Origin of the sequence: Microcoleus sp. PH2017_34_RAT_O_A, assembly GCF_020737885.1 — a bacterium.
Classification (GTDB): Bacteria; Cyanobacteriota; Cyanobacteriia; order Cyanobacteriales; family Microcoleaceae; genus Microcoleus.
The window spans coordinates 29,099-42,345 of record NZ_JAEQDD010000102.1; the positions used below are offsets into that span (position 1 = coordinate 29,099).

The 13,247-nt window shown below is 46.5% G+C and carries 16 protein-coding genes; 6 read left to right on the forward strand and 10 right to left on the reverse strand.

What is annotated here, in order from left to right; genetic code table 11:
- Positions 1-95: 95 nt before the first annotated feature.
- Positions 96-755, forward strand: a complete 660-nt coding sequence (locus tag JGK11_RS27160) for an NAD(P)H-binding protein (RefSeq protein WP_293213628.1) — start codon at positions 96-98, stop codon at positions 753-755.
- A 172-nt stretch (positions 756-927) separates the two neighbouring features.
- Here JGK11_RS27160 and JGK11_RS27165 read toward each other — a convergent pair whose 3' ends face one another.
- Entirely contained in the window at positions 928-1,077 is a 150-nt protein-coding gene (locus JGK11_RS27165; RefSeq protein ID WP_293184545.1) for a hypothetical protein, read from the reverse strand.
- A 605-nt stretch (positions 1,078-1,682) separates the two neighbouring features.
- Between JGK11_RS27165 and JGK11_RS27170 the strand changes: the two genes are divergently transcribed.
- The 3 genes from JGK11_RS27170 (at position 1,683) to JGK11_RS27180 (ending at position 3,222) form a co-directional block, all read left to right on the forward strand.
- Positions 1,683-2,387 (forward strand): glycoside hydrolase family protein, encoded by a 705-nt coding sequence (locus JGK11_RS27170; protein WP_293184574.1) that lies wholly within the window; start codon positions 1,683-1,685, stop codon positions 2,385-2,387.
- 296 nt (positions 2,388-2,683) lie between these two features.
- Entirely contained in the window at positions 2,684-2,827 is a 144-nt protein-coding gene (locus JGK11_RS27175; protein ID WP_293199010.1) for a hypothetical protein, read from the forward strand.
- A gap of 197 nt (positions 2,828-3,024) precedes the next feature.
- Complete coding sequence (locus JGK11_RS27180; protein WP_293184548.1) at positions 3,025-3,222, forward strand: hypothetical protein; 198 nt, start codon at positions 3,025-3,027, stop codon at positions 3,220-3,222.
- Between the two features lie 46 nt (positions 3,223-3,268).
- On the opposite strand, the gene JGK11_RS27185 is transcribed toward JGK11_RS27180, so the two are convergent.
- Positions 3,269-3,613, reverse strand: coding sequence for a Dethiobiotin synthetase (locus tag JGK11_RS27185; protein ID WP_293184551.1), 345 nt, complete (start codon positions 3,611-3,613; stop codon positions 3,269-3,271).
- 386 nt (positions 3,614-3,999) lie between these two features.
- Between JGK11_RS27185 and JGK11_RS27190 the strand changes: the two genes are divergently transcribed.
- On the forward strand, positions 4,000-5,463 hold the full coding sequence (locus JGK11_RS27190; protein WP_293213618.1) for an SGNH/GDSL hydrolase family protein: 1,464 nt from the start codon (positions 4,000-4,002) through the stop codon (positions 5,461-5,463).
- Positions 5,464-5,609: 146 nt separating this feature from the next.
- Here the strand turns inward: JGK11_RS27190 and JGK11_RS27195 are convergent, their stop codons facing one another.
- From JGK11_RS27195 to JGK11_RS27215, 5 genes are all read right to left on the reverse strand, one after another.
- Positions 5,610-6,425, reverse strand: a complete 816-nt coding sequence (locus JGK11_RS27195; protein ID WP_293199014.1) for an MlaE family lipid ABC transporter permease subunit — start codon at positions 6,423-6,425, stop codon at positions 5,610-5,612.
- 336 nt (positions 6,426-6,761) lie between these two features.
- Complete coding sequence (locus JGK11_RS27200; RefSeq protein ID WP_293213620.1) at positions 6,762-7,796, reverse strand: patatin-like phospholipase family protein; 1,035 nt, start codon at positions 7,794-7,796, stop codon at positions 6,762-6,764.
- A 263-nt stretch (positions 7,797-8,059) separates the two neighbouring features.
- Complete coding sequence (gene mtnB / locus JGK11_RS27205) at positions 8,060-8,689, reverse strand: methylthioribulose 1-phosphate dehydratase (protein ID WP_293184558.1); 630 nt, start codon at positions 8,687-8,689, stop codon at positions 8,060-8,062.
- Between the two features lie 353 nt (positions 8,690-9,042).
- On the reverse strand, positions 9,043-9,615 hold the full coding sequence (locus tag JGK11_RS27210) for a haloacid dehalogenase-like hydrolase (protein WP_293184578.1): 573 nt from the start codon (positions 9,613-9,615) through the stop codon (positions 9,043-9,045).
- Positions 9,616-9,837: 222 nt separating this feature from the next.
- Positions 9,838-10,671 (reverse strand): Crp/Fnr family transcriptional regulator, encoded by an 834-nt coding sequence (locus tag JGK11_RS27215; RefSeq protein WP_363319230.1) that lies wholly within the window; start codon positions 10,669-10,671, stop codon positions 9,838-9,840.
- 356 nt (positions 10,672-11,027) lie between these two features.
- Here JGK11_RS27215 and JGK11_RS27220 point away from each other — a divergent pair, with 356 nt between their 5' ends.
- A complete protein-coding gene (locus tag JGK11_RS27220; protein WP_293213622.1) occupies positions 11,028-11,882 on the forward strand; it encodes a DALR anticodon-binding domain-containing protein in 855 nt (284 codons plus the stop codon).
- Positions 11,883-12,057: 175 nt separating this feature from the next.
- Here JGK11_RS27220 and JGK11_RS27225 read toward each other — a convergent pair whose 3' ends face one another.
- The 3 genes from JGK11_RS27225 to JGK11_RS27235 are packed head-to-tail and all read right to left on the reverse strand — an operon-like array spanning position 12,058 to position 13,108.
- Positions 12,058-12,303 (reverse strand): ATP-binding protein, encoded by a 246-nt coding sequence (locus tag JGK11_RS27225; RefSeq protein ID WP_293184566.1) that lies wholly within the window; start codon positions 12,301-12,303, stop codon positions 12,058-12,060.
- Positions 12,304-12,813, reverse strand: a complete 510-nt coding sequence (locus JGK11_RS27230; RefSeq protein WP_293213625.1) for a hypothetical protein — start codon at positions 12,811-12,813, stop codon at positions 12,304-12,306.
- Between the two features lie 40 nt (positions 12,814-12,853).
- Positions 12,854-13,108 carry a hypothetical protein gene (locus JGK11_RS27235; RefSeq protein ID WP_293184570.1) on the reverse strand — a complete coding sequence of 85 codons (255 nt, stop codon included), beginning with the start codon at positions 13,106-13,108 and terminating at the stop codon, positions 12,854-12,856.
- Positions 13,109-13,247 lie beyond the last annotated feature (139 nt).

Here is a 13,247-nt window from a genome sequence, read left to right on the forward strand (position 1 = left end):
ACTTTCATCACACCGAACTCTTGCGACTCCAAGGCGGTAGTAACAACAAATGTAAAGCCGTCCTGAAAGGACGGGGTTTCAAACCCATTTTTCTGATGAAAGCATTTGTAGCAGGAGCGACAGGTCAGACTGGCCGCCGAATCGTCGCAGAATTAGTCAAGCGTGGCATTCCAGTGCGTGCCCTCGTCCGAAATCTAGAGACAGCGAGGCAGATTTTACCACCGGAGGCAGAGTTAGTTACCGGCGATGTATTAAATGCCACTTCTCTGGGCGATGCGATCGGCGATAGTACGGTGTTGCTGTGCGCGACGGGGGCGGCCCCGGGTTTTGACCCGACTGCGCCTTACAAGGTGGATTTGGAGGGTACTAAAAATTTGGTGGAGGCAGCTAAGGCTAAGGGAATTGAGCATTTTGTGCTGGTGACTTCTCTGTGCGTTTCTCAGTTTTTTCACCCGCTGAATCTGTTTTGGCTGATTCTGGTTTGGAAGAAGCAGGCGGAGGAATATTTGCAAAAATCCGGCTTGACTTATACGATCGTCCGTCCGGGCGGTCTCAAAAATGAGGATAATTCAGATGCGATCATCATGAGGAGTGCAGATACACTGTTTGAAAGCAGCATTCCCCGCAGTAAGGTAGCTCAAGTCTGTGTGGAGGCGCTGTTTCAGCCTGCTTCTCGCAACAAGGTTGTGGAGATTGTGGCGAAGCCGGAGGCCCCGCAAAAGAGTTTTGAGGAGTTGTTTGCTGGCGTGGTTTGATTGAATTAGGACTGGTGCACTGGTTCCCAGAAACCGGGTTTTTTTACGAAAATACGCATTTACAGCCAACAATTTAGGTAAAAAACCCGGTTTCTTTAGTCCCTGGTAGCGAACCAAGAAACCGGGTTTTTTTACGGGTAAATCTAAAACTTGTACAGCGAAGTCGAAGTATCTAAAATCTAAAACTTGTACAGCGAAGTCGAAGAATCTCAAATCGGCTGACGCACCCGCGCCCAAGTCCCATCAGTACAAACCGCAGAGGAATTGCCAATTTTTCGATCGCCAAATCTGGCAAAATCTTAAGAGCTTGACAATCCGCCATTGAAATTTCCCCTTCCCCGCATGATGAAAACTCTCAAGTGGCCAGCTTGGTTCCCCTATCCGATTTCGTGGTTAAGGGCATTTGCTCTCGCTCAGAGTTTTAGTTTTGTCCTTCGCAGGGGCATTCCTTTCGCCAACGACGATATCGGCTTTCTGGCTCTGCTGCTGGCGGCTTGGCTGATTCAGTTACCTTTGTTCTTTGTCGCTCACTTTTTGGTCGTCAAAATCCTCAATCCCTTGCTGACTGTGCTGCCGGGCCGCTTTCGAGTGGCGCGCAAGTTCAAGCGGCGGCATACTGGAGTGCGATCGCACTTGCGAGAAGGGTTGAATGCTGTAGTAGTGATTTTTTTTGCATTCAATCTGGCGCTGTTGGTGCAAATGGCGATTTATTATTGGTCAGTGCGATCGATCGATCCGGCGCAAATGCTCGCAGGAATCTCCACTCTCACAAATGTGGCGATCGCAGGTGAATTCGATTTCTGGCTGGTAAAATTGGCAGGAGCTTTATCGAGTTTAACGCTATTAGCCGCGCCGCTATACCAACACGATTTTCGCGTGCGGCGGATGCGGGCGGATCGAAAATTAGCCGAAATCGCCGAAATGGAAATGACTGCATTTGAAACCGAGAAACTGCGCCGCCGCCAAAAAAGTTTGCTGAGGCGATCGGAACTTCAAATTCTCGGATTTATAATTGTCATCGGCGCTGTAATTAGCTGCGCTGTTTTTTTGGTAGCAAATTTGCGGGGAAATCAGCAGTTTTCGCAGTCTGCGAGCGAGGTGAGAAAAATGCCACCGCTGGCTATGAAAACGGGCGATCCTTACATTCGAGCTTTGATGCGGACTATTTCTGCTAGCGAGTCCAATGTTTCTCGGCCTTATCACGTTGTTTACGGCGGAAAATATGTATTAGATTTGAGCCGTCATCCTGACTGGTGCGTGAAGATTGTTAACGGCCCGAATGTTGGCAAATGTACTACGGCGGCGGGTAGGTATCAATTTTTGACTTCAACTTGGAAAGATAAAGCGAAGCGCTATCATCCAAAGCCTGGTAATTTTGTATTGTGGCAAGATTACAGTTTTGAACCGGAATATCAAGATGCTGTGGTTTATGCTTGGTTGAGCGATCGCAAATTTTGGAAAGCCGATATTCCTGAGATGTTGCGGCAGGAAAGATTAACTGATGTTTTGCGAATGTTGTCGGGAACTTGGACGAGTTTGGGATATGGAATTGAGAACAATTCTATGAGTTCAAGTTTGCCGAAAGTCTACCAGAAAGTGCTGCGAGAAGAATTGGCAAATGCTGGTTCTTAGGGAGTTATATCAAATAAGTTCGTAGTGCGGACTTTAGTCCGCAGATTAGGACAGGTTCGTAGTGCGGACTTTAGTCCGCAGATTAGGACTAAATTCCTCACTACAGGTTCGTAGTGCGGACTTTAGTCCGCAGATTAGGACTAAATTTCTCACTACGAACCTGGTTTCCGCTGCTAATTTACCCTCGGTTTAGTGATATTTTTAAGAGCGAGGCAGAGCCTCTATGTATAGGTTCCAAGGCAGAGCCTAGGAACAAGTTAAATGACTAATGACTGATGACTAATGACTGATGACTAATGACTGATGACTTTGTAGCTGCGGGCGATCGGCTCAAACAAACACACTCTGTAACAAAAATTGGTTTGATCGTTCGGAATGCGAGTCCGCAGATGATTATTGTAGTCCCCACTAGAAACTTATCTTGCGGGCGATCGGCTTAAACAAACACTTTCTGTAACAAATTAATAAGATTTGCGATGGAGTTTGATAAGAGTTATGATACAGTTTAACTCGATCCCTGACTATCGTGAATAATTATTTCATGGTTTCATCCCTATTACCAATCCGAGTAACAATATAAATATTGAGCAAGCCCCGAGAAATTTGGAGGCTCTACGGATCAAATAAGGATACAGCTATGTTTTGCCTGAACCGAGAAACCAGACATTTAGGGCTAGTCGAAACCAGCAATAGGGAGATGCGAGGCTCTACAACCTCGGCTGCTAAAAATATCCGCAGAGTCCGATCGCGAGTGTATAAAGATGAGGCTTTAGTATCGGCCTCCCTGGCGGGACTTCCCGCTCTTTTAGCATCCCTAGAAAGCTTTCGCGAGTAGAGTTTGACAATTTCTCTTGTTGAACGTCGGGAGTTGACTTAGCTAATTATTGCCAGACTCCGGAAAAGATATTCTTGACTCCGATCGCAATTCTATTTAAGTCTTCTTTCAGCAGCGGCGGCCAAGAAACTCCTCTGGCCCGTCCTGCTTCAAATTGCAGCAAACTGTCTGCGGAGAGTAAATGGAGGGCCGAGATTAATTGGCGATCGAGCATTGGAGATTCTTGAAGCCCTTCAAACAATATTTTTAAAGCTAATAAAATCGATGTCACCTGTCCCGGTACGGGTGGCTGGCCTTCTTTGAGGCGCATCAGGAAGGCGTCGGGATTTTTCTTGGTTTCCAGGGCGGTTCCTTGGTCGATCAGAAAACTGCGGGCTGTTTTGTAATCCATTTGACGTGCGATCGAGTTCTTGCAATTAATCAGCAAATATTATATCATCTTTTGTCGCAGTATATTTGTTAATATAGCAGAATCAAGAATCAACAAGCAACTCGTAAGGCGCGCACTGTACAGCCGAAAGCTACTCGTGAAGTCCGCATTCTCATCTACCATACAAGCTCTCGGAAGGTTCGCATTGCACAGCCTACAGCTACTCTTGCTAGTTAGGGTTCAACAGTTGACAGTTGACAGTTGACAGTTGACAGTTTGAGAGCGACCTCTAGCTAGAAGGAAGAGGATTGGAGTAATGAATAGTCTGATTTTAATTTCTCCCTCACTCGTGAGAGGCTTTCAACCAATTATTTCTGGTAAGTTTTAGATAACGGAAAAATCAAACAATGGCAAAACGGCCGAAAAATAGCATAAACTCCCAGATTTATAGATACTTGTGGCTACTTTTGTTGTGTTTGAGCTTCCTGTTAGTTCCGGCTCTCAAAAAAATAGCCGTCGCCACCCCATTTCCCCCGCCCGCTCCTCTTGCAAATAATGCTAGTTTTGGAGCGGGAATTCAACGAACAATGGGGTTACTTGCAACCAGCACTCCCACAGAACGCCACCAAGTACGCATCCTATTTTACGGTCAATCCATCACTCAGCAAGATTGGTGGCAAGATGTAGTGCAGGACTTAAAAAAGCGATTTCCCGATGCAGATTTGATTGTGGAAAATCGCGCAATCGGAGGCTTTGCCTCGTCTATTTTAATCCGTCCCAGCGAACATGATTTGTATCCTTTTTATCCAGACTTGCTGATTTTCCACGTCTACGGAGGTGAGGAAGATTACGAAGCGATAATTGCCAATGTCCGCCGCCGCACTACTAGCGAAATACTCTTGCATTCAGACCACATAACCTGGATTCCGACAGGTAAAAACGACAATGAAAATGAAGTCAAAGGCTACGAATGGCACAACACTCATTCTACCAAATGGTTGCCTGAGTTGGCAAATAAATACGGCTGCGAAATCGCGGAAATCCGCGCACCTTGGCGCAGGTATCTGACAGACAATCGCTTGCAGCCAAAACAGCTATTGAGCGACAGCATTCACCTCAACGCTTGGGGGAATTTTCTGCTAGCTGCTCTCATTAAACCCTACCTGCGATACAACCCAAGTTCTCCTCAAACAGCGCAGCAGAATTTAGTCAAAACTTATACAGTGGGTACTGATGTTAAGTGGCAGGATGGCAAGTTAGTTTTGGAGTTTGAAGGAAATCGGATAGATGCGATCGCCGATCGAAGCTTCAACGGCAAGGCAATTTCTGCTAAAATTGCGATCGACGGCAAAAAACCCTCAGAATTTCCCGAACTTTACAGCATCACCAGACCCAGCATTACTCTCGGCGTCGGTTGGCCAGCAATCATCCAAGTATCCAATCAAAAACCGCTCATCGTCGAAGATTGGAAAGCTACAATCACTGAGATTAACAGCGATGCTACCAAGTTTAAATTTGACGTAGTAGGTTCTAAAACAGGTTACGACGGCAGCGGTACCAACGACAAAATGTTTGTTTCAAAATCGGGCCGCGTCGCGATCGAACCGAGAAACTGGTGGCTGCAAAATGCCTATGAATACTCGAAAAAGCCTACTCCGAAAGGCTTTGAGATTTCGTGGCAAGTTAAGCCGATGTTTGTTGATTCATACATTCCGCCACAAATTGCAGATTCAAGTCGCGAATATCCTACAACATTGGCTCAGAATTTGAGCAACTCCAAACACATCCTCGAAATCGTCCCCGAAACAGACGGGACAGTTCCTATTCAAGCAATTCGAGTTTATCGCCCTCCTTATATTCCGGCGCCATGAAGAAGGACTAAAGTCCTCACTACGAACTTAATTTATGTAGTTATTTCTTCAACCTGCGGAGGCAGGTTTCGTTTGTATAGACGCGGTTTCAACCGCCGAGTTTTCTGTATAGACGCGGTTTCAACCGCCGAGTTTTCTAACAACAATTACCCCCCGCTTCTCGTAATTCCCAACTCGTGAAACATCAACAGCGATAAAAAGAAATCCGCCACAAAAACAAACACCCAAGAAGTCACAACCGCCGCCGTTGCAGCTTGGCCTACCCCTTTCCCTCCGCCCGCCGTCGTCAACCCCCAACCGCAACCGACAAGCGCAATTATCAACCCAAAAATTACACTCTTAATTGCCACAGTTACTAAATCCCAAGGCCCCAAAAAAGTCCGCACCGATTCCAAAAATACCGAAGGTTCCAACTCATAAAAATTAACCGCCACAAACAACCCGCCCAAAATCCCCACCGCCACCGAAAAAATTGTTAAAATCGGCAACATGACACAGCAAGCTATCACCCTCGGGACTACCAAATAATCAACGGGATTTGTTCTCAACATATACAGGGCGTCTATTTGTTCCGTCACCTGCATTTCTCCTATCTCTGCGGCAAAGGCAGAACCTACTTGTCCCGCCACCACGCCCGCCGTTAAAACTGGTGCTAATTCGCGGCAAAATGCCACTGCAAAAGCACCTCCCACCGCCCCAACCGCCCCAAACCGAATCAATTCTCTCGCGGATTGAACAGTAAAAATCATGCCTGCAAAAAAGGCTATTAGCAGCACGGAGCGCAAAGAATCCAAGCCTACTGTTGTTAAATGTTCCATGATTTTGCGGCGGTCAATTTTGCCTTGGAGTAGGCGCAGCAAGACTTGGCCACCTAGGAACAGCGTCACTAAAAAACGCTGAAACCACCTGTTCTTGAAGGTTTCATCTAAATGTCGATCGCGCTTTTGGTAATTTTTAACCAATGACTGACTGCTGGCGATTAATTGCAAATACGGCGAAGCACTGCCACTACTGAGATTTTCGCCAATTGTACAGCAATTATTGCACAATTTGTCAACATATAGCGGTTATCACAAAAATGAGGTACGTTGTTGGGCTTTAGCCCCCTAAGTTTAGTAGTTATATGAGCTGTCTGTTATACCTCATCTTTTTGAGAAAGGCTATATATTTTTTAAGTCTGCCAGCCCTGCGGTTGGTAACTTATACAAAAGGTATGCAGTTGCACAAAGCGCGCTCTTTATAATATAAGCTAAGAGCGCTGAAGCGCAACTACGTACCAAAGAATTAATTTCTATTGATTACTCGGCAAGCAACAAGTCGATAAACTTATCCAACTCTTCATTATACTTTTCGGCTTGCTCCTTGCCAATTCTCACCAGAGTTGATATTTTCTCTGCCGAGGCATCATCAATCGGCAGTCGTGGTTCGTGGCTTAAATCTGGAGAAATTCTCAAATATTGATTGGGTTTGTCAATGGCATCAAAAATTTGGATAATTTGATAATCTATAGTTTCAGCAACTCCCGTCATCATGATATTAATCAAAGGCTGAACCCACTCAATTTTACCCCAACGTTTCACTTCCTCGTAGGGGAATTTTTTCTGAGCTTGTCCCGTCCCCAGCGATAAAATTACCATATCTTTTGCTGTCGGGCCTTTGTCGGAGCGAGTCTCGGGAATTCTTAATTTATTTCTCACTTCGGCATAGGCACAAAGTGCGGGATTGTTGGCGAATACTCCTCCGTCAATTAAAGCGTAGGATTCGTTTGTCAAAGAGTAGATTTTGGGAAGTTCAAAGTAAGAGGGAGCAGCAGATGTGGCTCTGGCGATATCTCTGAGAAAATAGTCTGCTGCTGGATATTTTTTAGCATCTATTTGATTGAAAAAATGAGCTTTTCTCCTTTCGACATCGTAACTGGAAATTAAACAAGGTTTCAGGAGTTGGCTGAGTTTGCAATCTTTGAAGTTTTGCCAACAGAATTTTTCTAACGCATCGCTCGGATATTTCTCATCTATCAAACCGTCTAGAGATTCGAGTGTTTTCAAAAATGAACTTTGAAAAAAGTCGATGCCACTATCGATCGAAAAATTAACCGCGTCTTGGGCAGTCCACTGAGGCCTGCTGGAATTTTTTGCATCCGGAAACAAATAGAGACAGGTTAAAATTCCTCCCGCACTCGTGCCGGCGATTAAATCAAAATAGTCAGCTATTCTGGCATCTGAGTTGCCGCTTTTTTGTTGTAGCTTTGACTCTAGGGTGACTCCAATTTGCGCGGGGATAATCCCTCTAATTCCGCCTCCATCTATCGATAAAACTCGGGTATATTTAGCCATGTTTTTGCCTTTTCTCGATATTTGCTAGTTCGTTACCAGAAAGAATTGGTTGAAAGCCCCAAGCCCGGGAGAAATTAAAATCAGACTATTCATTACTCCAATCCTCGGACTTAAGCGTAGAGGTCGCTGTCAACTGTCAACTGTCAACTGTCAACTGAATGAAAGTCCCGGAATAAAAAACTGGTTGGACGCGATATTTAGTGGCAAGCTGCGCCTCTGCACGCCCTAGAAATATTAGATTTTGCGTCCGAGACTGGCCCAATCTAACATCTCAAATTTAAGTTTAATTGGCTGGCTGCGAGGGTGTAGCGAAAAATATATTCTACAATTTCTACATAATTGTAGGCGGCGGCGGTTGAGTCTGCCCAGACTGTGATGCCGTGATCGCGAATTAACAACGCGGGTACAGAGGGTACACAAACGGCGAAATATTCACAAATTTCCTTGGCTATTTTAGGCACTTCTAAATAATTTGCAAATAGGGGTATCGCCACCTGTGGGTTTTCCTCCCACACCCCCAAACCTTTCAGCATTTCGATCGCAGGTAAAGGCACTGAATCATCTGCTGTTAGCCGAGAAACTAAATTTGCCTCGATTGAGTGTACGTGATAGCAAGCTTTAGCGCCTGGAAAACAATCGTAAACGGCTAAGTGAATGCTGGTTTCGGCGGAAGGGCGGCTGTCTGGAACGGGTTGTTCGACGATCGCGCCTTCGGAGCTCATTCTGATAAAATCTGAAGGGGTTAACTGCCCTTTCTGGCGGCCGCTAGCAGTAATCCAAAAACTGCCGTCTGGTAAGCGGGCTGAAAGATTGCCAGCAGTCCCAGCCATCCAACCGCGATCGTAAAAATGTTTGGCTGCTACAATTAAATCCGATCTCACATCCTCACTCATTCTCTACTAATCCTCAGTTTTTTATCTACCTTTTACGTTAATAGGAATTGTGCTGGCATATCTAAGTGCAGGGTGTGCAACGCGCACTTTACCAATAGACAAGATTGCATAAGTCTTCGATCGATCCTTCAACCGCAGATGTCAGACAGATAAACACAGATAAACGCAGATAATTTCAGGGTGTTTTCCGATTTTTGCAATTCAAGTCTAATACACATACCGCAGCCCTATGCCCCATGCCCCATGCCCCCTCCCCCCTCCCCCAACCCCCCCCCCCCCCCGCCCCCCCCCCCCCCCCCCCCCCCCCCCCCCCCCCCCCCGCCCTATGCCCTATGCCCTGTTTGGCCAATAGTTTAGTTGCAATTCCATTGCTGGGATAAATTTTCCAACACGTCAAAAAAATTATCCCATTTAGTATACGGCTTTTGCTGTTCGTCTAGATATTCGGCAAGCCGATCGCGCGCAAACACCGAGTTCGCCTGCAAAGCCATGTTAAAATCCGTCAGCGAATCTCCGATGGCCACCTGTTCCTGGGCTGGGTGCTGCGCCATCACTCGCACCTTAGATACCAATTCTGTATCTCCTTCAAACTCAGAATTGACTTGCAAGTGAGGGCCGCTAGCGTCCACATCTACAGCATAAATTGCGATCGCCCGGTGTGCCAAATCACCCATAACCGTCTCTACCATAACCCGCAGGCCGCCCGAAACGATCGCAAAATCCACCCTTTGCGCGTCCAAAAAATCCAGCAATTCCACCAATCCCGGCCGCATCAGTTGTCCCCTAGAAAATTCCACAATTTCCCCATAACATTCCGAGGGAATAGACTCTAGTAACTGCCGCACTCCCGAGCGCAAACTGATCCTTCTCGCGTACATTTCCGGCATCAGTTGAGACGACAATTCCGGTGCAAAATGCTTGAGCATTGCCACAAAAGTTTCTTCAACAGTTATCGTGCCGTCAAAGTCGCAGAATACCACCCGTTGCTGATTGTTCGGGATTGGAGATTTTTGCTTGTCCGACATCATTCGCACCATTCGAGAACGAGAAAAGTTTACAAAACTCATCGTACACCGAAGAAGCAAGAAGCAAGAAGAAAACAGCCATACTATAATAGCTAAGTGCTGTTAGCAATCACCCGCAGGATTTTATGCAGATTCTTCGAGATCGTCATCGAGAGAATCGTCGAAATCTTCATCGAGATCGTCTTCGAGATCGTCTTCGAGATCGTCTTCGAGGAATGCTTCTACATCCTGCTTTTGATTTTTTGTCTTTTGGGGAGTAGCCTTAGCAGGCAAACAGATTAAATTATCATCCTCAGTATTAATCAAACCTTTCGATCGCAATTTGCCCATCAGCCGCGTCACCGTTACCCGCGTCGAGCCGATGGCGCTGCCAATTTGAGCGTGAGTCAAGGCCCAAGGCAACCGATAGCCCCGCACCACATCCGGTTCTCCATCACCTACGTAGGGTTCGCCGAACTCTTCGATCAACAAAGTGAGAAAACCCAGCAATCTGTCGATCGTCCGGCGCTGTCCCAAAGTGCTGAGCCAGAGAAGCTTTCGCTGGTGCTGGTAGCGAAACGCATCCAAAATTTCCCGGCGGAAGTGAGGCCAATTATCCAAATCGTGCCAGTACATCCACACTACGTGAGTGTGATCGGCGTGGGCGTAAGCTTGGAGCGTAAAGGGAGACTGAGCAACCAGTTCAAAGGGCTGACCGGCGCCGACGAAGCCCAAAAAAGCTTCTTCTGTAGTTTTGGAAACGGATTTGGACTTTGTTGCAGCGGCGCTAACTTGAGCGCTACCGACGAGCCGCACAGAACCTTTCTGGACTAAATAGAGCAGTCCGGGTCTGGCGGGAATCTTCTCGTCTTTGCTAAAAGTCCGGCAGCGGTAGTGTTCCTGGGCCCAGTCGATAATTCGCTGCCAGGTGATAAACGGTCGATCGATCGTTTCTAGAGGTGTGGAAGTTGATTGCATAAGTGAGGCTCTGGGATATATTTAGTTAGTGAGAAAAACAGCTTTTGCCTGCATTGCGATACTAAGTGAGACAACCAACCCCCCATTGAGCTGACACGCTTCTTAACTGTGCTGACTCTTCTCAGTTTCACCTAAAAACTCAATGTAGCAAAAAGTACATGAAAATGGTAGAATTCGGCAATGAGTCGATCGTAAATTATTGTATATTTACCCCAAAAATCGCTAGAAAGCCCATTCCTTCGATGTGAACTCGCCCGGGCGAGCCGATCGACTACCTTTGACATCAGCAGTTTAACGTACAAAGATAGCGCAAGTGGTAACAGTCTCTAGGCACTTTTACTGCAAGAATAGCCGATATGGATACATTAAATATATCCCAGTGCCCGGAAGTTACAGTGAAGTGTTTTTTGCTCTTAAGGTTTCTCTTCGCGATCGAAGAGCAAGGCACAACGAGCGAAATTCCGTTAAATCGGGCTAAAAATAGGGAGCGGGTGGTGTACGTGTCTGCGATCGCCCTGAAATGGGCTGCAACTTGGGACCAGACACCGCAGGCGATCGCCGCACAGTTGGCTGAAATTCTCAAGCCGCTGTGTTGTCCAGATTTCGCCGTTCAAGTCGCACCGTCAGGAATAATTGAGCTAGAGCTGACTGATGCGGGTTTAGCTTTCTGGTTGCAGCGATTAGCTCAAATTCCCCTCCCTGTTCCAGAATATCGCACTTTATCTCCTGTTATATCCGCCGATCGGCTGTTTCCGATTCAGTACAGCCACGCACGCTGCTGTTCCCTGCTGCGAATGGCCGATCGCGATCGGTTAATTGCGATCGCACAGCCGAATGTCACCACAGCGCCGCAAATTTGGTCGCTGGCGGCCCCAAATCCTATTCCTTGGGTTGACGAGGGCGATCGTCGGCTGCTATTAGTAGCTCCAGCAGAACGCAGTTTAATTTCGGAACTGATCGCAGTGCTAGACTGTTTAGCTCCGGTTTTTGAGGCAAATCAACCCGAAAAACCTGTTAATTATTTCAAATTAGCCAATAGTTTGAGCGCTGCATTTCAGACTTTTTACAGCCAGTGCCGAATTTGGGGCGAAGTCAAAACAGAACAGCCAAAACTCGCCCAAGCCCGATTGGGTTTAATATTGGCAACTCAATCCTTGCTGCGGTTTATCCTAGAAGAGCTATTAAATGCCATTGCTCCTATAGAACTTTGATTGCACTCATAAAAAATGTTTGTAGTGAGGACTTTAGTCCTCATAAAAGTTAGGGGACTAAAGTCCTTACTACAAACCATTTGAAAACTAGCGCTACTGCGATCGCCGGATGGACTAGCGCGATTACATCTGCGATTTCCATACTGAATATCTCAAGATCGTGCCTGCATCTAGTTTAAGGCGTTGCAGGCGACAGTTGCTCTTCTTCCAGTTTTGCGAGCGGCAGCGTTACGGTAAATTTACTACCGACATCTTCTTCACTGCTCAACGCAATTTCGACGCCGTGCAAGTCCACACATTTTTTAACAATGCTCAGCCCCAGTCCTGTACCGGGAATTATACCGACATTTTTCGCACGAAAAAATGAATCAAACAGCCGTTCTTGGTCTGCCAAAGGTATGCCAATTCCGGCATCTTGCACCTAAAAAACAGCCTCGGTTTCAGTTAGTTTTAATTCAAAAACTACTTCGGTATTCGGAGGAGAATACTTAATAGCATTAGACAGCAAATTGCTGAGAATGCGCCGCAGCAAGCTAGCCTCCAAACAGGCAATCGCCGATTGACACTGATTCACAAAAATCAGCGTCACCGGATCGTTTTGAGGTTTCAACTTCAGGCTGTTCTGAAATTCCGATACCAACTCTTTACAAAACTTTGCCAAGTCTAGCGGTAGCAAACAAAGCGCCATTTTTCCTGACTCAGCTCGACCCAGCAGCAGAACATCATTAATCAAGATCACCGTGACTCCCATATTCTTGAGATACTTGCACAAAGCGTGCAAATTATTCACCAAATCTTGCCCGCGCATCGAAATCTGATAGCCATAAATACTGTCAATCATCACAATCCGCGTCTTTTCCTGTTCCACCTCTTGGCGTACCATACTCGCAAACTGATCCGGCGAATACAGCAAAGGTTCCACAGGTATCACCTAAAGACTTCCTTGTGCCATCATCGCCCCAACCGGGATGTTAACCGATTCGCAGCGGCGCAGCAGAGTAGAAATTGACAGCTTGGACTCGATCGATAATCTTTTGTGTAGTCGGTTCTCGTTCCACCTCCGACGGCGAGAAAATGTCGTAGGTTTGAACTTCGGTAAAAAATTCTGAGGAGGGGCTCAAATCGAGGAAGGCCATCGCCTCCATGTCAAAACCGAGAGTTTCGGCATTGGCGCGCAATTGCGCTTCCGGTTCTCCTAAAGTAATAAACAGGGGCGTTTCTCCCACAGCCACACCTGCGGCCAAAAAGTGAAAGCCCAGGGTTAGGAACTGTAACTTAATTTATGGACAAAGCTACCCATCCTTGACTATTTGGGTAGCTTTGTCCGCAACTCGGGCGATCGCACGAGACTATTTGCCCCTGGTT